At 54.9% G+C, this 19,392-nt stretch carries 16 protein-coding genes; 8 read left to right on the top strand and 8 right to left on the bottom strand.

Going from position 1 to position 19,392, the window contains the following annotated elements; all coding sequences use genetic code 11:
- Positions 1–199: 199 nt before the first annotated feature.
- The 4 genes from pdaA to cidR all read right to left on the bottom strand — a co-directional run bounded on the left by pdaA (position 200) and on the right by cidR (position 5,196).
- Positions 200–1,003, bottom strand: coding sequence for a delta-lactam-biosynthetic de-N-acetylase (pdaA, locus tag NST44_RS07050; RefSeq protein WP_007128870.1), 804 nt, complete (start codon positions 1,001–1,003; stop codon positions 200–202).
- Between the two features lie 167 nt (positions 1,004–1,170).
- Positions 1,171–2,214: an oxidoreductase gene (locus tag NST44_RS07045; protein WP_340898535.1), complete on the bottom strand. Its 1,044-nt coding sequence runs from the start codon at positions 2,212–2,214 to the stop codon at positions 1,171–1,173.
- Between the two features lie 207 nt (positions 2,215–2,421).
- The gene (locus tag NST44_RS07040) at positions 2,422–4,056 is read right to left on the bottom strand and encodes a catalase (RefSeq protein WP_050954007.1); all 1,635 of its coding nucleotides are present in this window, start codon (positions 4,054–4,056) and stop codon (positions 2,422–2,424) included.
- 249 nt (positions 4,057–4,305) lie between these two features.
- Complete coding sequence (gene cidR / locus NST44_RS07035; protein WP_007128873.1) at positions 4,306–5,196, bottom strand: cidABC operon transcriptional activator CidR; 891 nt, start codon at positions 5,194–5,196, stop codon at positions 4,306–4,308.
- A 334-nt stretch (positions 5,197–5,530) separates the two neighbouring features.
- Here cidR and NST44_RS07030 point away from each other — a divergent pair, with 334 nt between their 5' ends.
- The 3 genes from NST44_RS07030 to NST44_RS07020 all read left to right on the top strand — a co-directional run bounded on the left by NST44_RS07030 (position 5,531) and on the right by NST44_RS07020 (position 8,767).
- Entirely contained in the window at positions 5,531–5,902 is a 372-nt protein-coding gene (locus NST44_RS07030) for a CidA/LrgA family protein (RefSeq protein ID WP_007128874.1), read from the top strand.
- Positions 5,899–6,588 (top strand): CidB/LrgB family autolysis modulator, encoded by a 690-nt coding sequence (locus tag NST44_RS07025; RefSeq protein ID WP_007128875.1) that lies wholly within the window; start codon positions 5,899–5,901, stop codon positions 6,586–6,588. The genes NST44_RS07030 and NST44_RS07025 overlap by 4 nt, the downstream gene beginning before the upstream one ends.
- A 322-nt stretch (positions 6,589–6,910) precedes the next feature.
- Positions 6,911–8,767, top strand: coding sequence for an LTA synthase family protein (locus NST44_RS07020; RefSeq protein WP_340898530.1), 1,857 nt, complete (start codon positions 6,911–6,913; stop codon positions 8,765–8,767).
- Positions 8,768–9,011: 244 nt separating this feature from the next.
- Here the strand turns inward: NST44_RS07020 and NST44_RS07015 are convergent, their stop codons facing one another.
- Positions 9,012–9,263, bottom strand: a complete 252-nt coding sequence (locus NST44_RS07015; protein WP_251535782.1) for a hypothetical protein — start codon at positions 9,261–9,263, stop codon at positions 9,012–9,014.
- A 180-nt stretch (positions 9,264–9,443) separates the two neighbouring features.
- On the opposite strand from NST44_RS07015, the gene NST44_RS07010 reads away from it, so the two are divergent.
- From NST44_RS07010 to NST44_RS06990, 5 genes are all read left to right on the top strand, one after another.
- Complete coding sequence (locus NST44_RS07010) at positions 9,444–10,793, top strand: hemolysin family protein (RefSeq protein WP_028404092.1); 1,350 nt, start codon at positions 9,444–9,446, stop codon at positions 10,791–10,793.
- Between the two features lie 217 nt (positions 10,794–11,010).
- Positions 11,011–12,603, top strand: a complete 1,593-nt coding sequence (locus tag NST44_RS07005; RefSeq protein ID WP_144879032.1) for a PTS sugar transporter — start codon at positions 11,011–11,013, stop codon at positions 12,601–12,603.
- Positions 12,604–12,896: 293 nt separating this feature from the next.
- Complete coding sequence (locus NST44_RS07000; protein WP_213616200.1) at positions 12,897–14,600, top strand: molecular chaperone HscC; 1,704 nt, start codon at positions 12,897–12,899, stop codon at positions 14,598–14,600.
- The gene (locus NST44_RS06995; RefSeq protein ID WP_213616198.1) at positions 14,597–15,982 is read left to right on the top strand and encodes a J domain-containing protein; all 1,386 of its coding nucleotides are present in this window, start codon (positions 14,597–14,599) and stop codon (positions 15,980–15,982) included. The genes NST44_RS07000 and NST44_RS06995 overlap by 4 nt, the downstream gene beginning before the upstream one ends.
- Before the next feature lie 18 nt (positions 15,983–16,000).
- Positions 16,001–16,705, top strand: coding sequence for a DUF1266 domain-containing protein (locus tag NST44_RS06990; RefSeq protein ID WP_144879030.1), 705 nt, complete (start codon positions 16,001–16,003; stop codon positions 16,703–16,705).
- Positions 16,706–16,822: 117 nt separating this feature from the next.
- Here NST44_RS06990 and NST44_RS06985 read toward each other — a convergent pair whose 3' ends face one another.
- The 3 genes from NST44_RS06985 to fumC all read right to left on the bottom strand — a co-directional run bounded on the left by NST44_RS06985 (position 16,823) and on the right by fumC (position 19,385).
- Positions 16,823–17,167, bottom strand: a complete 345-nt coding sequence (locus NST44_RS06985) for a hypothetical protein (RefSeq protein ID WP_340898523.1) — start codon at positions 17,165–17,167, stop codon at positions 16,823–16,825.
- A gap of 8 nt (positions 17,168–17,175) precedes the next feature.
- The gene (locus NST44_RS06980; RefSeq protein WP_340898521.1) at positions 17,176–17,856 is read right to left on the bottom strand and encodes a hypothetical protein; all 681 of its coding nucleotides are present in this window, start codon (positions 17,854–17,856) and stop codon (positions 17,176–17,178) included.
- Between the two features lie 140 nt (positions 17,857–17,996).
- Positions 17,997–19,385 (bottom strand): class II fumarate hydratase, encoded by a 1,389-nt coding sequence (fumC, locus tag NST44_RS06975; protein ID WP_028404086.1) that lies wholly within the window; start codon positions 19,383–19,385, stop codon positions 17,997–17,999.
- Between the last annotated feature and the right edge of the window lie 7 nt (positions 19,386–19,392).

Here is a 19,392-nt window from a genome sequence, read left to right as displayed (position 1 = left end):
GTAAGTGACGGATACGCTGTAAAATCCTTTTTTCCGGAACTCGTCTAAGCTCCCAGCGTGCGGTGATCGCGTCACAATGACGGCAGCCGACCCTATGCCGGACACTTGCGCTCATGCCAAAAAGCGCAGTCCCTCCAAGCGGAAAGGACTGCGCGCAATATGCAGCCGGATCGAAAATGCCAGCCAATTTTTTCTTGAGTTACGGCGCTTTCTTCTGCATTTGGTCCAGGCTCTTAAACTCGTACCCGCGGCTGCGGGCCTCATCGATAATCCGGCCGAGCGCCTCCGTGTTATCTTTGGAGATCGAGTGCAGCAGAATGACGGCCCCCGGATGCAGCTGTGCCGTTACCTTATCAAAGGCGTATTGGGCGCCCCGCTGGGATTTCACATCCCAATCCATATACGCGAGCGACCAGAATACGTTGGTATATCCGAGCTGCTTGCTTACCGCAAGGGAACGCTCGTCAAAAATGCCGCGCGGCGTGCGCAAATACTTCATCTCCTGCTGTCCGGTAACGCGGGCCACTTCCTTCTTCACCCGCTCCAGCTCCTCCGTCAGCTTCTCCGCGGAAATCGTGGTTACGTCCGGATGATTCCAGGAGTGGTTGCCGATAATATGCCCTTCCGTCGCCATCCGCTTGAGCAAATCCTCCTGCGTTTTCACATAATGCCCTGTAACAAAAAAGGTAGCCGGTACCTTCTTCTCCTTGAGCGTATCCAGAATACGAGCGGTATACCCGTTCTCGTACCCGTTATCGAACGTAAGGTACAATTCTTTCTGGCTGGCATCGCCCATAAAGATGGCATCGTATTTTTGCAGCAGCTCCTTAAAGCCTTCTTGATCGATCGAAGGTAGCTGACCGTTGACGCTTCTCTTAAAACCGAAATGAAATGGACCGCTGCCGGCCGCAGCTGCTGCCGGAACTGCCAGGGCCGCTGACAGAAGCACGGCAAGGGCAATTCCAAGCAGCCATGCCGGCCGAAGAGCATTGCGCTTCTTCATTCCTGTTCTCTCCTTCTTGAATGTGGTGTTGGGATCCTAATCCCCCATGGCAAGGCATGCTAAGGGGTCATACACCCTACTATCCCACAAACCGGAGCAAACTATGTGCCGTGGCATGCCAGCCAGGCTGCCACATACCGTCACCCTCGCCGGACGGCTCTCGAAAATTAGATGACCTCCACCGTGCAGCCTTTACGATGGCTCTCCGCGGCATATTCGATCATCCGGATCACATCCCGCGCCTCTTCCGGCCGAACAGGCAAAGGACCGCCCTCGAGAATCGCTTCCGCCAAGCCCTGATAGAATGCCTGGTACCGCCCGGGCAGCGTCTCGATCTCGCCTTGAACCGCGAGGCCGCTCAGCTCCGTTGACAGCTCGCCGTACATATCCGGCTGATCCTCTCCCCAGCCGGCATCCCCCGGCCGCATGCCTTGCTTCAATTGACCTTCCTGGGGATCCATGCCGTATTTCAAGAAGCTTCCCTTGTCGCCATGAAGCTCGAATTTCGGCCCGGCTTGCCGGACCAGGGAACCGGCGTGCAGGATGACGCGATGGGATGGATAGCCCAGCACCAGATGGAAGTAATCATGCGCCTGGGAGCCCTCGCGCTCCTGCCGTAGATCCGCCCACAGGGTCCGGGGCTTGCCGAACAGGAAGAGCGCCTGATCAATCAGATGAGAGCCTAGATCATACAGGATCCCGGAGCCGGGCAGCGCCTGCTCTCTCCAGCGTTCCAGCTGCGGATCGGGGCGGTAGCGGCTGAACTCCGATTGATAGATCGTCAGCTTGCCGAGCGCGCCGGTCTCAAGGAGATTGCGGACGGTTAAGAAGTCATTGTCCCAGCGGCGGTTATGGTATACCGTCAGCAGCACGCCTCTCTCGGCAGCCAGCGCAATCAGCCGGTCCGCTTCCTCCGAGGTTACGGTAAACGGCTTTTCCACCACAACATGCTTCCCCGCCTCAATCGCAAGCTTGGCGTATTCATAATGCGTTGTATTCGGACTCGTGATGATGACGAGCTGAACTTCCGGATCCGCCAGCAGCTCATCCACGCTGTCGACCACTTCGGTATCCGGCAAGTCCCGATGCACCTTGTCAGGATCCGACGACACGACGGTCCGTACATTAAAATCCGGCACGCTTCGAAGAATCGGTGCATGAAACACCGAGCCGGATAACCCATAACCGATGATTCCCGTCTGTATTGCCATAACGCATATGCCCCCTTTTCATTAGTACTAGGTTCTAATTCGAGATTTGCCGGGTCGATTCCTTGCGCACCTCCTAAATTCCATGAAAAACCAGGGAACGCATCACGCCAAAAGCCGCCCTCCACGATTCCTCGTGCGAAGACGGCTTCTTGTGCTTATTCGCTTTCGCGTAATAAAACCAAATCGTTACGATAGGTTGCTGTCCGCTTAGTAAGGATCCGCCTCGTGGCCCATGCGCTCGGCATCCTCCACCGCTTGATCCCGCGCGCTTTCTGCGGCGCCTGCCTTCTTCTTGGCGTCCAATCCTTCCCTCACCCGACGGCCGTAATCCTCGTCGGCGTTCGTAAAGTATTCCACCATTTTATCCTGAATGCGGACGTCGCACTGAATCAGCGCATTAACCAAGTTGTTGATCAGATCGTCGCGCTCCCAATCCTCGAACGCTCTGTACGTATCGCCCGCCTGCTTGAAGTCGAGCGTCCGGTCCAGCTTCTCGCGGACCAGGCTGGCATCGTAATGCGGCTGATGCGGCTTTGCGGTCTGCGACGCCTCCTTCAGGCCGTCCGTCATCGACGGTTCATAGTCGACATGCGGGCTTTGCCCTGGGGCCTTATCGACGAAGTAAGACATTTGCCCGCCGCGCTGGTTCGTCGCCACCCGCTTCTTCGGCGCGTTAATCGGCAGCTGGAGGTAGTTCGTTCCTACCCGATACCGCTGCGTGTCGGAATACGAAAAGGTCCGTCCTTGAAGAAGCTTGTCGTCGGAGAAGTCGAGGCCGTCCACGAGCACGCCCGTCCCGAATGCCGCTTGCTCCACCTCGTTATAGTAATTTTCCGGATTGCGGTTCAGCACCATTTTGCCGACCTTCAGGAACGGGAACTGGTCCTGCGGCCACAGCTTGGTCGGGTCAAGCGGATCGAACTCCAGCTCCGGATGCTCATCGTCGGTCATGATCTGGACGCACAGCTCCCACTCCGGATAGTCCCCGCGCTCAATCGCTTCATACAGATCCTGCGTCGCATGGCTGTCGTTCACGGCCTGGATTTTGTTCGCTTCCTCTTGCGTTAAGTTTTTGATCCCCTGCTTGAGCGGCTCCCAGTGATATTTCACCAGCACGGCTTGGCCCTCGGCGTTCACCCATTTATATGTATTGACGCCGGAGCCCTGCATTTGCCGGTAGTTGGCGGGGATTCCCCATGGAGAATAGACGAAGGTAATCATGTGCGTGGCTTCCGGTGAGCGGGATACGAAATCGAACATCCCCACCGGTCCCGGAACGTTGGATACCGGATCCGGTCTGAACGCGTGCACCATGTCCGGAAACTTGAGCGGGTCGCGAATGAAAAATATTTTCAAATTGTTGCCGACCAGATCCCAGTTGCCCTCCTCCGTGTAAAACTTGACGGCAAAGCCGCGCGGATCTCGAAGCGTCTCCGGGGAACCGGCGCCGTGAATGACGGTCGAGAATCGGACGAACACAGGCGTGCGCTTTCCCTCCACCTGGAAGAGCTTCGCGCGCGTATACTTGGATACCGGCTCGTCACCCACCTTGCCATAAGCCTCGAAATACCCGTGCGCCCCTGCCCCTCGGGCGTGGACGACCCGCTCGGGAATTTTCTCCCGGTCGAAATGCGTGATTTTCTCCAAAAAATGATAGTTCTCCAGCGTCATCGGTCCACGGTTGCCGACGGTTCTTACGTTCTGGTTATCCGAGATCGGATGCCCCTGCCGGTTCGTAAGCGTGTCCTCGCGCTCGGTTTCCCCGCGGTTCTGGTCATAGCTCCGGCGTCCGTCTTCAACCTGCTTTCCTGCTTCAAACTCCTGATCGCTCACGGATTTCATTCCTCCTTGGATATATCGCTTGCTAATGGCTTTCCTTACTAGAGGTTGTTCAAAAAGCCGTCTTTTGATCACGAAGCGAATCAAGAGGGAAAAACCGACTTTTTGAACTCACACTAATATGGATATTATGTCCAAAGCCTGAAAATGTATGAAAGGATCGAAAGGTTTGATAGGGCGGCCCACACCGGCGCTACCGGCCCTCTTCCAATCCATGGAAATATGCTGAGCGCTCCGGCAAATCACCGAATGCTACTCCTGCTCCCCCAGCAGCCCGCGCGTAAATGCAATCCACTCCCGCACCGCAAAGGACAAGTAACGGTCCTTCCGCCAGATCATCCCGAGCTGCCACGGAATCGAAGGATTGTCCAGCGGAATAATGGAGACGCGCGAGGAATCGATCTCCTTGCAGATCGTTTCAGGCAGAAGCGCGATCCCCAAATTTGCCGCCACCATCCCGCTGATCAGGTCCCACTGCGAGCTTTCATATACGACACGCGGCTCGAACCCGGCCTCCACGCATTCGCGGATAATCCGGTCATGCAGCGTGAAATCCTCCCGGAACAAAACGAACGGTTCCTCTGCAAGCTCCTTCAAATTCACGCTGTCCCTGCCGGCGAGCCGATGGGACGGATGCACGAGCAAATTCAGCTTCTCCTTAACAAAGGAATAATAGTGAAACACCTCTTCATTTACCGGAAGCACCGCCACGCCGATATCCGTCTGGCCGCTCTCCACGTCGGCCTCCACCTTCTTCGCCCCGTCTTCGATCAGCTGAATCGTGATTTTCGGGTAGCTCTTATGGAACTGACCGATCACTTCGGGGAAAAAGCTTGACCCGACCATCGGCGGCAGACCGATCCGCAGATGCCCGCGCCGAAGATTCATCAGATCCTCCAGCTCCGCGGACACGCGCTGAAAGGCCTCTACCATCTGCTGCGCCTGCTGGTACATGATATGCCCGGCATCCGTCAGCTCAATCCGCTTGCCTGCCCGGTGGAATAGCGTGACCCCCCACTCGTCCTCCATATTCCGGATCGTCTTGCTGATGGTCGGCTGCGTGATATAAAGCTTCTCCGCCGCCTTCGTAAAGCTCTGATTTCTCGCAACCTCAAGAAAATACTGCAGCTGCCGTATATCCATTCGCGCATTACCTCCATGCTCGTATGTATAGATATATTTTGTGTGTATAGATAAATGGAATAGTTGGCATTCGATATATGCATTTTACCTATGAAAGCAATCGCTGTAAAATTTCATTAAAATGAAAGTGCAAAAAGTCGGTTTTTCAGCACCGAGAAGGTTGGATGAAGTTAGGGACTGAGGAGCGGAGCGTACGTTTTGGGTACGTGAGCCCCGGAAGGCCCGGCTGAATTCAAGATTCGATGCCGAGCTACTTCGTGACTCACTTCGTGATCAAAAAACGACTTTTTGAACAACCTCTTAAAACATGAAAACAAGGAGGCGGAGGCCGGTCATGAAAAATATCATCAAGGGAAGCTTGCAAGTGGCCGGTTTCATGCTGCTGTCGATTCTGATGAGTCAGCTTGCCAAACTGGCCCATATTCCGATACCCGGAAGCATCCTCGGCATCGCCGTGGTCTTCATTCTCCTCGAAACGGGCGTCCTGAAGCTGGAGTGGATCGAACTCGGCGCCAATTGGCTCCTTGCCGAGCTCCTGCTCTTCTTCATTCCCGCCGCAGTCGGGGTCATGAATTACTTCACCGTACTTGAAGCCGACGGATTCCGGATTCTGGCCGTCGTCCTGCTCAGCACCGTTCTCGTCATGGCGGGCTCGGGATTGACGGCAACCTTAATTTCTTCAAGAAAGGAGCGTAAATCATCATGACAACTTTGCTATCCGTCCTGACGGGTTTGCTGCTGACCATCGGCATCTATGCCGGAGCCAAGCGATTATACCGCCGTGTGCCGAAGGTCTATCTGTCCCCGCTCCTTATTACTCCGCTGCTTATTATTGTGATCTTGACCCAGTCGGGCATATCCTATGATGCATATAATGAAGGTGCGAAGTGGATCAGTAAACTGCTGGAGCCGGCAACCGTCGCATTTGCCGTCCCGCTGTACAAAAACTTTCAAACCCTTAAGCGCCATGCGGCTGAAATTATATGCGGCGTCGCAGCCGGTTCCGTGCTTGCAATGGTGTCCTCCGGCATGCTGGCCAAATGGATGCATTTGAGCAGCCCGCTTGCCACAAGCCTGATTCCGCGCTCAATCACGACACCCATAGCCATGAATGTGTCCGAGGTCATCGGCGGCTTGCCCAGCATGACCGCCGTATTCGTCATCATGACCGGCATTCTCGGCTCCATGGTCGGGCCCTCGATTATGCGGATCTTCCGGATTCGGGGAGATATCGCACGCGGAATTTTGTTCGGGACCGCGGCACATGGGACCGGGACTTCAAAGGCGTTCGAATTCAGCTCGCTGTCCGGAACCATTTCCAGCATCTCCATGATCATGGCGGCGCTGTTTACCCTCGGTGCCGCGCCGATGATGATGGCATTTTTACACTAGAAGAGCTTTACTTCGATAAAATCGGCCTCGGGCCGGTTTTTTCATTGTTTAATTTCGGTTGTTATGCGAAGAATATGGACTTACTTTAACTCTTTGACAACCTCCTTCGAAGAGGTCATAATAAATTCTGTTCATAACTTTTGTAAAATTTATGGGTTAATTAGTTGTAAACGCAGCTGTCGGCAAGCCGCGTTTAACTCTGCTCTTAGCCGCTAAGGTATCGTATAAGCGGTACGAAGAACGCGCTTTGCGCCGGACTGATCAGAGAGCATCATCAACATCGTAAAATCTGCATGTGCGACATGAAAGGAAGGCGATACAGGTGTTTTCCATCTCACGGTTTCGTTTAACCATTAAGAAGCCATTTATATTTTTCTCCGTCATTATGCTGCTTAAGAGCTACTTGGCCTGGGTCGTCATATTTGACGATGTGCTTCCGTGGAGGCCGCTGATTACGGAGATCCCCTTTATCTGGCTCGTGTTCAGCTTGATTGAGTGGTTTGCCTCCAAGCGCAAGCTGGCTGTCTACATGGGCGTCAACCTGTTGTTGACCGCCATTTTCTTCGCGGCCATCATGTATTATAAATATTACGGCGTTATCGTCACTTATCATGCACTAGAGCAGGTGAACCAAGTCACTGCGGTGAGCAACAGCGTATTTTCGCTCATGGATCCGTACTACCTGCTGATCTTCACCGACATTATCGTATTGTTCGTGCTCCTTTGGCGCAGCGACCGCGTCAAGAACTGGAAGAACTGGCACACCAAGAAGGAGAAGCGGAAGTTTGCGCCGATTATGTTCGTGCTCTCCCTGATGCTCTGCCTCTTCCAGATTATGCCGAACCGGGCAAGCATGAACGAAATCGTGAAGGCACAGGAAATGGGCATCCTGAATTATGAAGCGTACACCATTTTCCAGCAGGAGAATAAAAAGCTCGAGGATGCCAAGGCGATTACACAGGCTCGAATCAACGAACTAAAGGGCCTTCAGCCCGCCGAGAAGCCTGTGTTATCCGGCGCAGCCAAGGGCAAGAACCTGATCATCATTCAAATGGAATCCTTTCAGAATTTCCTGATCGATTTGAAGATTGACGGCAAGGAAATTACGCCGAACATGAATAAGCTCGCCCGTGAGAGCCTGTACTTCCCGAACTTCTTCCAGAACGTTGGACAGGGCAACACCTCGGATGCCGAGTTTGTTGTCAACACGTCCTTCTACATTCCTCCGCGGGGAGCGGCGACGCAGCATTATGCGGACCGGGTTCTTCCGAGCCTGCCGAGACTGATGCAAAGCCAAGGCTACGATACGGCAACCTTCCATACGAATGTGGTGGAATTCTGGAACCGCGGCGAGCTGTACAAGGCGCTTGGGTTCAACCGTTATTACGATAAAGCCTTCTTCGGGGAGGATGATAAGCTGTTCTTCGGCGCATCGGATGACGCGCTGTATACCAAAACGGCGGCCGAGCTGGAGAAGATGCACGAGACGGGCAAGCCGTTCTATACGCAGATCATATCGATGTCGGCCCACCATCCGTTCACCATTCCGGAAGAGAAATACCGGATGACGCTGCCGGAGCGGTATGAAGGCACCTTCGTCGGCGACTATATCCGTGCGCAAAACTATGCGGATGACGCCCTCGGCAAATTCATCGAGCAGCTGAAGAAGGACGGCATATGGGACGACAGCCTGATTGTCGTCTACGGGGACCATCTCGGTCTGCCGATTTATTCCTTGGACAACAAGGATAAAGAGCTGATGCAGGAGATTTACGGCCGGGAGTACACATCAGCCGATATGATCAACATCCCGCTCATGATTCACGGCAATGGTCTGGAGCCGGCCGTGAAGGAGCAAGTCGGCGGGCAGATCGATCTGCTGCCGACCATTGCGAACCTGCTTGGCGCTCCGCTCGATGGCCAGCTTCACTTCGGTCAGGACCTGCTGAACCATGCGGACAGCAATCTGCTGCCGGAGCGGTACTATCTGCCGTCCGGGACGTTCATCAACAATACGACCATGTACATCCCGGGAATCGGCTTCGAGGATGGCACCAAGCATCCGCTGCCTCATCAAGATAAGGCGTCCACCCAAGCTTCGCGGGAAGAGTTCGAACGCGCCCTGCAGCTCCTCCATCTGTCCGACAGTTATGTCAGACAGCTCCCGCTCCATAAATAATAACAAGGCATGCAAGGACCTCACCCGTCTGTTTGGGTGAGGTCCTTTTTTCTTCGACAGATGCCGCCAAGGCAATCCTGAAGCGGACTTTCATCGGCTTAACCAGCTGACATTTGACATAGTGGCACACTTTTTCTTATGATGTATAACAATATACCTTGTTTTAAATATGATGATCGTGGTGAAATTAGGTACAACAACGAGATTCATTGAATCATATGAACGCATTTCAGCCATATATTTGTTAGAGCAAATCGATTACGAATTCTAGGAGTGACGATCCGACTTGGACCCCATACGAAGGATAAACAGAATTATATGTTCCGCTCTTGGCTTCATGCTGCTCTCTTACGTTACGCCCGCGCTCGGCGAGGATCTGTCTGATTCCGTTATTGCCCAGCAAGGGATGGAGGCGCCCGAAGGAGCATATCCAGCCCCGGCCCCCGTGCCCAAAAGCCCGGATCCCGTCCGGCTGATGCTGGAGCTGCCTCGCCATGAGTCTCTGCTTTCCTTGAATGACGTTACATGCTCCACTGAAACCGATATGTTCCTGATCCTCAAGCACATGATGCTCGAACCTTTGAAGTTCCGGTCGAATTATGTTGACAGCCATGTATAGTTGACACTGGTTATTTAAAAACTAATTCAGATCAGAAAGAAAAAGGATGTGTTTTGTTTGGATGACAATATTGGCCTAAATATATTTCTTGTTGTATTATTAATCGCCGCTACAGCTTTCTTCGTTATGACGGAATTTGCCATCATCAGGCTTCGTCCCAGCCGGGTCGACCAATTGGTCATGGAAGGGCGCAAAGGCGCGCTCGCGGTTAAAAAGGTGACGTCCAACCTCGACGGCTACCTGTCGGCGTGTCAGCTCGGGATTACGATCACCGCGCTCGGCCTCGGTTGGCTCGGGGAACCGACCATCGAGAAGATCCTGCATCCGGTATTCGATAATTTCGCGATTCCGGCCGCCATATCTTCGTTGATCTCGTTCCTGCTCGCGTTCATCATCATGACATATATTCACGTCGTGATCGGCGAGCTTGCGCCGAAGACCATCGCGATCAATAAAGCCGAAGCTGTTACGTTCTTGTGCGCGACGCCGATTATCTGGTTTAACCGCATCATGTATCCGTTTATCTGGCTTCTGAACGGCTCGGCGAATAAAATCGTCCGCCTGTTCGGCATGCACCCTGCAAGCGAGCATGAAGAGGCTCACTCCGAGGAAGAGCTGCGCATGATTCTAAGCGACAGCTATGAGAGCGGCAAGATCAACCAGGCCGAATACGGCTACGTTAGCCGGATCTTCGCCTTCGACGATATGCTCGCCAAGGAAATCATGGTGCCCCGCACCGATATGATCTGCCTCTATGTCGATAAGCCGCTGTCTGCGAACCTGCAGATCATCAAGCGTGAGCAGTATACCCGTTTCCCGGTTGTCCGGGGAGATAAGGACCAGATTGTCGGTACGATTAACACCAAGCAGTTCTTCCTGGAGTTCGACGACAATTCGAACATGGACCTGACCAAGCTGATTCATCCGGCGATGACGGTATCCGAAGCGATTCCGATCAAGAAGCTGCTGCGGAAGATGCAGCTGGAAGGCACGCATATGGCTATCCTGATCGATGAATACGGCGGCACGTCCGGGATGATCACCATCGAGGACATTCTGGAAGAGATCGTCGGTGAAATCCGCGACGAATTCGACGAGGATGAAGAACGCGAGCTCATCCAGCCCGAGCCGAACCGCATTATCGCGGACGGCAAGGTGCCGATCAACCGGATCAATGATCTGCTGCACACCGACCTGTCCACGGACGATCTGGACACGATCGGCGGCTGGCTGTACGGACACAACTCGGAGCTGTCCAAGGGCGACATCTGGACATACGAGAACTTGACCTTCACCGTCTTGGAGAAGAAGACGCATCGCTATACGAAGCTTCAAATCGTCAAAGAGGTTGCCGAGGAATCGATGCAGGAAGCATCGGCGGCTTTAGCCGGAGAACGTGATTCCTAATCGTGAGTCCTTAGGCATAGATGATAGATACAACCGCCGTACAGGCCCCAGTGGGCCGGTACGGCGGTTTTTATCTGTGCACGAAACAAGAGAGCCTAACGGGTATCGCTGATATGCATCACATAGGATGACGATTGTCCATTTTACTGCTTTAATAAGTTACTCCAACGCTGTAATATAGAAAATAACATTTCTCACTTACGGGAGGCGGCTTATTATGAATCGTCAAATTGCCATCATCGGGAGCAGCGGCGGCAATCTGTATAATTTGGGCGGCAAGGAGCCCGGCAAACTGCTGGACGAAATCCTGGTGCAGATGGAGAGCGCGGGGCTGTCGTGCGGGGCGCTGCAGTTCATTGCTGCGGGGGTTTCCATGGATGCTGCCAAGGAGACCACACCTGCGGCGCTCTACAGCTGGAGCTCTTCGCAGGGAGCACCTGTCATAATCGCTGAGGGCACTCTGCAGCAGGTCAATCAAGCCGCAGAGCGGCTGGATCGGGAAATTGCCGAGCAGATTGAGCTCGGAGAGATAGACGGAGTCATCGTCATGAGCGCTGACCCGGAGGGCAGCAACCGCCATGCGGTGGAAGCCTGCGCTAAATACAAGCTGCCGGTGACCGGAACCGGCGGCACCTCGATGGCGATGATTCAGGCGAAAGGCGTGCATGTGATTGCCGCTTCCGGCACGACGGGAACGACGAACCGGACCCGTGCCGTTACGTTCGTCACTTCGCTCAGCAAGCATTGGCGGATTCCGTACCGCCCGGTGATCGGCACAGCCCAGGCATCTTCCTCTTCCGGTTCGGGAAGCAGCGCATCGCCCTGGCGCAGAATTAATATTCGCGGCATGATGATGGCATCGCTCCCTGGCTTTATCGGGATGGCATTGGTCCTGGCTGTGAGTAAAATCCCCGGCTTGTCGGCATTATCCGAGGTATTCGACCTGATGATCAAAGCGCTGCCGGTCATCCTTGCCGCTATCGCTGCCAAGCAGGTATCCGAGCTGGACGAGGTATCGATCGTGGCCGGTATCGTGGCCGGCATCCTGTCCGTAGAGGGAGGCATCATCGGGGGCATCATCGGGGGCATCGGCGCCGGGATCATCGTCCATTACCTGTTCCGTAAATGCGTGGAATGGCGCTTCCCCGCCACAACGGTCAATATCGTCGCCGGAGGCATTTCCGGTCTTATTGCCGGCCTCATCGTCTACTTCCTCATTGCGCCGATTGCGCTCAGCGCGGGTGAAGGCATCCGCACGCTGATTGAAACGCTCGTCTCCTGGAGCCCGGTCATGGCGGGGCTGATTGCCGGCCTGCTCATCTGGCCTGCCATCATCGGTGGCGTATACCATGCCGCCATCCTCCCTATTGTTCTGCTGGAAATGGAGACGACGAGCAACAGCTTCCTGGGTGCCGTCGACATGGTGGGACTAGTGATGGTATCGGCAGGAATCACGCTGGCCAACATGATCGCCCCCCGCGACAAGGGAGAAGCAGCGGTTGCGGCGCCGGGATTCGCCATGAATATGGGCTTTGGCACATTCGTTGAAGCCGCGTATCCCTTCATGTTCTCGAACAAGCTGGTTTTTGCAGGCGCGATTGCTTCAGCCGGTCTCGGCGGCATGCTGGTCGGACTGTTCGGCGTTCGGGGAACGGCCTACGTGCCTTCCTTTGTCGGTCCGATCACATCCAACAACACGTTCGGCTTCCTGATCTCAATGCTGGCGAGCCTGCTCTGCTCTTTCTTGATCACCTTCTTCGTTAACAAAATGTACGTCTACCGGAGCGCCAAGGGCACGATCGGCATGTAATGTAATAGGCAAGCGAGGCGTTACGGCGCTTCGGGCTTAGAATTACGGTAACACTCCATAAAACGGCCTGGGGGGCATCCTCGAGGCCGTTCTTTATTCGACAGAGAGAGCTTTTTCTGTGCAGACTCGTGTCGCATCTTGGAATCACTCTACCAACACTGGTAAAATAGGAGATACGGCCTTCAACATTTAAACGGCTTTATCTAGCCATGGGGCAATTCTAAGCGCCTGCAACAGTTCCTTAACCGGTTCCGTGCAGACGCTCGGATTAGAAAGAGGGGATAATTGACACAATGACGATGATCGGTATTGATCTTGGGACGACAAACAGCCTTGCGGCTTATTGGGCCGAGGACCGGGCGGCAATCATCCCGAACGTGCTCGGAGAGCACCTCACACCTTCGGTCGTAAGCGTTGACGACAACGGGGAGATTTTGGTCGGCCGGGTTGCGCAGGAGCGGCTTATCACGCATCCGCAAGCGACGGCAGCAACGTTCAAACGATTTATGGGGACAGAAAAAACCTACGCGCTCGGCCCTCACACCTTCACGCCGGAAGAGCTCTCATCCTTCATCATCAAAGCGCTGAAGGCCGATGCCGAAGCTTATTTGGGCGAGACGGTGACGGAAGCCGTCATCAGCGTTCCCGCCTACTTCAACGATACCCAGCGCAAGGCAACGAAGACGGCCGCGGAATTGGCCGGTCTCAAGGTGGAGCGGCTCATCAGCGAGCCGACGGCTGCGGCGGTTGCCTATGGATTGCACCAGGAGAGCCCCGAAACGAAATTTCTCGTATTCGACCTGGGCGGCGGCACATTCGATGTATCCATACTGGAATTGTTCGAAGGCATCATGGATGTGAAATCCATTGCCGGCGATAACTTTCTGGGGGGCGAGGATTTTACGGAGCTCCTCTTTACGCACTTTTTACATACGCATGACTTGAATGCCGAAGATCTCAGTGCCAAAACGAGATCGCTGATCTATAAGCAGGCCGAAATGTGCAAGCTGGCCCTCGGCCAGGATAACGAAGCCAAGATGACCGTCCCTGCCGAGACCGGCAGCTTGGAGCTGCGCATAAGCCGGACGGAATTTGAAAAGCTTGCCCAGCCGCTTCTGCTCCGTCTGCGCCAGCCGATCGAGCGTGCGCTGCGGGACGCTTCCCTTACACCTTCCGAATTGGACGCCATTATTCTCATCGGCGGAGCTACGCGCATGCCGCTGATTCGCAGCGTCATTGGCAGGATGTTCGGCCGGATGCCTTACAGCAACATCCATCCCGATGAGACGGTTGCGATCGGTGCGGCGATCCAAACGGCGCTGAAGCAGCGCAACCAAGCGCTCGAAGAGATGATTTTAACGGATGTGTGCCCGTATACCCTCGGTACCAGCGTTGTGCGGGAGATGGGAGGCGGCCAATATTCAACAGGGCATTTCCTCCCGATTATCGAACGGAACACGCCGATACCGGTCAGCCGGGTCGAGCGCCTCTACACGATTTCCGATAATCAGCGGCAAATGACCGTCGATGTGTATCAAGGGGAGAGCCGGCGCGTGGAGAACAACATTAAGCTCGGTGAGCTCCGGATCAAAATTCCGCCGGCCCCGGCGGGGGAGCAGAGCATTGACGTACGCTATACGTATGATATCAACGGCATTTTGGAGGTCGAGGTCATCAGCGTGGCAACCGGCGAGAAAAAAAGAGCGGTCATCGAAAGCAACGCCGGCTCCATGACCAAGGAGCAGATCGAGGCTCGGCTTGCCGAGCTGAAGGATATCAAGATCCATCCCCGGGATCGTACGGAGAACAGGCTGCTGATCGCAAGAGGCGAGCGGCTGTACGAGGAATCGCTGGGCGACCGCCGAGAGATGATTGCCCGGCTGATTCAGCAGTTCGAGATGCAGCTGCAGACGCAAAATGAGCAAGTGGTTAAACAGGCCTCCGAAGCGCTCAAGGAGCAGCTGGATCAGCTCGAAAGGTGGATGGATTTGACATGAGTGTATGGGACATTTTGGGGATCGAAGCAACCGGAGATACATCAGCCATCAAAAGAGCCTATGCGAAAAAGCTGAGACTCCACCACCCGGAGGATGACCCGGAGGGCTATCAGCGCCTTCGCGAGGCTTATGATTCCGCGCTTACGATGGCGCCTTACGTTGAGCCGGAGAAGGATGAGCGCCTGGATTTCGATGAGCCAGCCGCTTACGATGGCGGCCAGACGGCGCTCTCTGGCGGCGAGCTTTGGACGGGTGAAGAAAAAGACGATTACCCCGCATCCGGACGATCTCCGGCTGCTTCCGATTATTACAGAGAACCGCTTCACCACGCCCGCGAGCCGATTCCGCAGGACCCGATTGAGCAGTTCATCGATGAGGTCGACGAAATTTACGAGAATTTCCAGGCGCGCATCAATCCCGAGGCCTGGGAGGACGCGCTTAACCGGGACATCGTGTGGGATGTGCAGCGGAGCGGGGAACTGCAGTACGAACTGATGGACTTTCTGGAGGATCATCGCCATCTCCCCCGCCCGGTATGGCAGCGGCTTGACGACATGTTCCACTTCACGGAGAACAAGGAAGACCTGCTGGGGGAATACCCCGATTCGCTCATCGAATATATCATGAGCCAAATTAACGGTACCTCCGAGCTGCGGTACGAGTGCTTTAAGGAGCATCCCGCTCAGGATATCGATATCGAGCAGTATCTTGATCTGAGGGAACAGGGACAGTACATGATGAAGGAAGGCGAGCTGGAAGAAGCCCTCGACGATTTGACCCACGCCAGCGAGATGTACCCTCATGATCCCGACCTTCAGCTTATGCTCGGTAAATGCCATGCGCGGACCGGCAACCTGACCGCCGCGGACGAATGCTTCGGTCAAGCCATCCGGCTGGCGCCGGAGGAGCTTGATGGATATTGGCACCGTGCCCAGATCCGGTTCGAGCAGGCGGATTACTCGTCCGCATTGAGCGACCTTGAGAAGGTGCTGGGCCAAGAGCCGGAAAATACCGATGCGCTCTGCCTGAAAGGACGATGTTATATAGGACTTGAGGAGATAGATCAGGCACGGGATATCTTGAAACAGTCCAATCAGCTCGAGAATCCCCATATTCACTCGTATATCTACCTGTGCATGGCGTCCAACAAGCATAAATACGGCCGGAGACACATCACAGCCGCTGACCGGTGGCGGTCATGGAGAAGCAATCTGTTATTCGATACGCTCATGGTGCTCCGCTTAAGCTGGCTCTACATTCTGGTTTATCTAGCTCTGCAAATATTCTTCGACCTGCACCCGGTATATACGTGGCTATTGATTGCCGTCATCCTGTGGAACACCTGGAAGGCCATCAAAGTGCATTGGGTGCTTGCAACCTAGAAAGGAGGCATTCGCATCATGGAAGGATTCAGCCGCAAGCACAAGAAAAGAATCGAGCTCTACCTCCGCTGCTTGTCCAGCGTTTGTATCGATAGCATGCTGGGCTATTATTATATTCCTTATGAATTTCATCCCTCGGAGCGTTGGCTGCGAAAAGGCGTGATGAAAAAAGCGCTGGCCGACTGGAAGATCACGGACGCGGCCTCCCTCAAGGAGCGTATCGATTTTTTGCTAAACGACGGCCACTGCCAGGAATACCTGGACATTCATAACCGTTTGTCCGCCCTAACCCTCAAGGCACGCGAGCGTTATCTCGAGGACGCCAAAGACGATCCCGATTACAAAAAAATGATCGTTGTCGGCAAATGGATGGGGATGCTGCCTTCGGCCGATATCACCGCATTAGGCGGGGGCTGGGCCATCCTTCTTAGCCGGATCGGACGGATCTATCGCTTCCTGAGCGAAGAGGAGGCCTGGGAGATCAAACAAAAGGCAGCGGCCCTCCTGCAGCAGCATTACCGCAGCTGGGACGAATATCTTACCGCCTTTGCGGCCGGCACGCATTTTATCAAAGAGGATATCGCAATGAAGTACTCCCACCATGTTATAAGCAGAGCCAGCAACATCCTCGGGGGCAGCAAGCTTGCCTACAATAAGGTGCCTTGGGATCTAAGCCTGCTGCCGGACAAGCACGCTTCGGCCAGCATGTCGGCCTCAGTCTGACTGAACCTGGGTAACTGACGCTTGCGCTTGCGCGAACAAAGGCGGGAAACTCCCCTATCACGAAATAAACAAAAGCCAGGACAGACCGAATAAAGGCTCTGCCTGGCTTTTTCAATTCTACAATTTACGGAGCTCGATGTCCGAAGTGCCCGTGATCCGCGAAATGTCGAACTCCCTGAACTGATACGTCGGCGTCGCATCTTGCAAGGCGCCACTCCCCTTCTCCAGCTTCGCTGCATTGGCGGGCGTGTTCAGTTTTGCCGGATAATACTCGATCTGAAGATCGGTCTTGCCCGGAACCGTAACTCCGGGCAGCTGCTTGACCAGCTCCAGAATGCGCTCCTTCTCTTGGTCCAGGCTGCCCTCCGCAACATCGGCAAACACCACGATGTCTACATTCTGGCTAACCGGCTCGCCGCTGCAGGAATCCAGCTTGTCGTACTCCCGCACCACCTGCTTCATATTGCAGCTCACCCAGGCCTGAACGAAAGCGCCGTCCGGATACAGTCGATGACCGGCTCCGCCTTGTCACGAAGCTGCGCCCCCCATACACGATTGAGGTAGGTTTCACCGGATGGGACCGGCGGGCTGCCGTCGGTGCTGTCCAGCGTGAATTCCAGCTCAGGAGCTCCTTCGGGAATCGCCGTAAGATTGTATGATCCGACAGCCCATATATAGTCCATCTTGGTGACCTTGAACGGCTCGCCGTATTTTTGCTCCAAATATTGCTCGGCGGCTTCCCGAACAACCTGCTTCTCCGCAGCCGACTTGGTAAACGGGGCGGTTCCCTCCGTGTAACCGACATACACGGATCCGGCAAGCAAGAGGAGGCCGATCACCGTGCGCGCGGCGATGGCACCTGGTGAAGACAGCTGCCGCTGCCGTTTCTGCTCCAGCCACGGTTTTTTCGGCGACCGGTAGGTAAAATAAATAATCGTGATCACGATGCCCGCAATATGCAGCGCAAGTGCAGCCGGCAGCGCCAAAAAGCCGAGAAAGCCGAGCGTCAGCAGCAGAAAATAAAGCACAGCTCCCTGCAGCGCCATAAGCAGCGCCCCGGTAATGATCAGCATCGGGGTCCCGATGTAGAATAGGCCGAGGCCTGTAAAGATCACGGAAAGCACCACCGCGGTCAGCTGATGTTTCTTCACTGGTCATCCGTCCTTTTTAAGAAAAATTCCGCCCCATCCATCCGTCGAAGCTTTATTATAACAGCCGCTCCCCCGTTAGAGAAACAAAAACCCATCCACCTCGCGGGTGCATGGGTTGATTGGCCTTCACAGCATCCTGTTTATTCCTTCGGATGAATCATCTCTTCCGGCCGCACGATCCGGTCAAATTCCTCGGCGGTCAGCAGCCCGCTCGCCAGCGCAGCTTCCCGAAGGGTCGTGCCCTCTTGATGCGCGCGTTTAGCGATCGCGGCCGCATTCTCGTATCCGATATGCGGATTGAGCGCCGTCACCAGCATCAGCGACCGCTCCATATTGCCGCGGATGACTTCGAGATTCGCTTCGATGCCGACCGCGCAGTTCCGGTCAAACGAATCCATCGCATCCGACAGCAGGCGTGCCGATTGCAGGAAGTTATAGATGATCACCGGCTTGAATACGTTCAGCTCGAAATTGCCCTGGCTTGCCGCGAACCCGATCGTTGCATCGTTCCCCATCACCTGGCACACCACCATCGTAAGCGCCTCGCTCTGGGTCGGATTTACTTTGCCCGGCATAATCGAGCTTCCCGGCTCGTTGGCCGGTATGGTCAGCTCCCCGATGCCGGAGCGGGGCCCGCTCGCCAGCCAGCGCACGTCATTGGCGATCTTCATCAGATCGGCAGCCAGCGCCTTGAGCGCTCCGTGCGCAAAGACCACTTCGTCATGGCTTGTCAGAGAGTGGAATTTATTGCTGGCAGAGGTGTAGCTTTTGCCGATCTGCAGGCTGATTTCCGCCGCGGTCATCTCGCCGAATTTCGGATGGGCGTTGATGCCCGTACCGACGGCCGTTCCGCCGATCGCCAGCTCCCGCAGCGGCTCGATCGAAGAAGCGACCATAAGCTCGCATTTCTCAAGCATACGGTGCCAGCCGCTGATTTCCTGCCCCAGCGTAAGCGGCGTGGCATCCTGAAGATGCGTGCGGCCGATTTTAATGAGATCCTTGTACTCCTCGCTCTTCTCTTTCAGCGTCTTCTTGAGCCGTTGAAGCGACGGCAGCACGCTGTCCTCCAAGGCGATAACGGCCGCCATATGCATCGCCGTCGGGAAGGTGTCATTGGAGCTTTGGGATTTATTCACGTCATCGTTGGGGTGAATGCGCTGGTCGCTGCCTTTTTCCTGAAGCAGCTGGTTCCCCCGGTTCGCGATAACTTCGTTCACGTTCATATTGGACTGCGTGCCGCTGCCTGTCTGCCAAACGACAAGGGGAAAATGCTCATCATGCTTGCCTTCAATGATTTCATCGGCCGCGACGGTAATGGCCCAGACCTTATCTTCATTCAGCTTGCTGAGCTTGCCGTTGACAATCGCGGCGCTCTTCTTCAACACGGCGAACGCCCGGATAATCTCCTTCGGCATCGTTTCCGTGCCGATCCGGAAATTCTCGGAGCTGCGCTGCGTTTGGGCGGCCCAGAGCTTATCGGCAGGCACCTTCACCTCACCTAGCGTATCCTTCTCAATACGGTATTCCATCTTGTCT

This window comes from Paenibacillus sp. FSL W8-0919, assembly GCF_038003785.1.
Classification (GTDB): Bacteria; Bacillota; Bacilli; order Paenibacillales; family Paenibacillaceae; genus Paenibacillus_AQ; species Paenibacillus_AQ lactis.
This window is presented reverse-complemented; position numbering and strand designations above follow the sequence as displayed.

Excerpts from the sequence above, each read along its gene's own strand:
- pdaA (WP_007128870.1), bottom strand. The coding sequence starts at position 1,003 with ATGAAGAAGCGCAATGCTCTTCGGCCGGCATGGCTGCTTGGAATTGCC.
- NST44_RS07045 (WP_340898535.1), bottom strand. The coding sequence starts at position 2,214 with ATGGCAATACAGACGGGAATCATCGGTTATGGGTTATCCGGCTCGGTG.
- NST44_RS07040 (WP_050954007.1), bottom strand. The coding sequence starts at position 4,056 with ATGAAATCCGTGAGCGATCAGGAGTTTGAAGCAGGAAAGCAGGTTGAA.
- cidR (WP_007128873.1), bottom strand. The coding sequence starts at position 5,196 with ATGGATATACGGCAGCTGCAGTATTTTCTTGAGGTTGCGAGAAATCAG.
- NST44_RS07030 (WP_007128874.1), top strand. The coding sequence starts at position 5,531 with ATGAAAAATATCATCAAGGGAAGCTTGCAAGTGGCCGGTTTCATGCTG.
- NST44_RS07025 (WP_007128875.1), top strand. The coding sequence starts at position 5,899 with ATGACAACTTTGCTATCCGTCCTGACGGGTTTGCTGCTGACCATCGGC.
- NST44_RS07015 (WP_251535782.1), bottom strand. The coding sequence starts at position 9,263 with ATGGCGAGGCAGCTCCAGCATCAGCCGGACGGGATCCGGGCTTTTGGG.
- NST44_RS07005 (WP_144879032.1), top strand. The coding sequence starts at position 11,011 with ATGAATCGTCAAATTGCCATCATCGGGAGCAGCGGCGGCAATCTGTAT.
- NST44_RS07000 (WP_213616200.1), top strand. The coding sequence starts at position 12,897 with ATGACGATGATCGGTATTGATCTTGGGACGACAAACAGCCTTGCGGCT.
- NST44_RS06995 (WP_213616198.1), top strand. The coding sequence starts at position 14,597 with ATGAGTGTATGGGACATTTTGGGGATCGAAGCAACCGGAGATACATCA.
- NST44_RS06990 (WP_144879030.1), top strand. The coding sequence starts at position 16,001 with ATGGAAGGATTCAGCCGCAAGCACAAGAAAAGAATCGAGCTCTACCTC.
- NST44_RS06985 (WP_340898523.1), bottom strand. The coding sequence starts at position 17,167 with ATGAAGCAGGTGGTGCGGGAGTACGACAAGCTGGATTCCTGCAGCGGC.
- fumC (WP_028404086.1), bottom strand. The coding sequence starts at position 19,385 with ATGGAATACCGTATTGAGAAGGATACGCTAGGTGAGGTGAAGGTGCCT.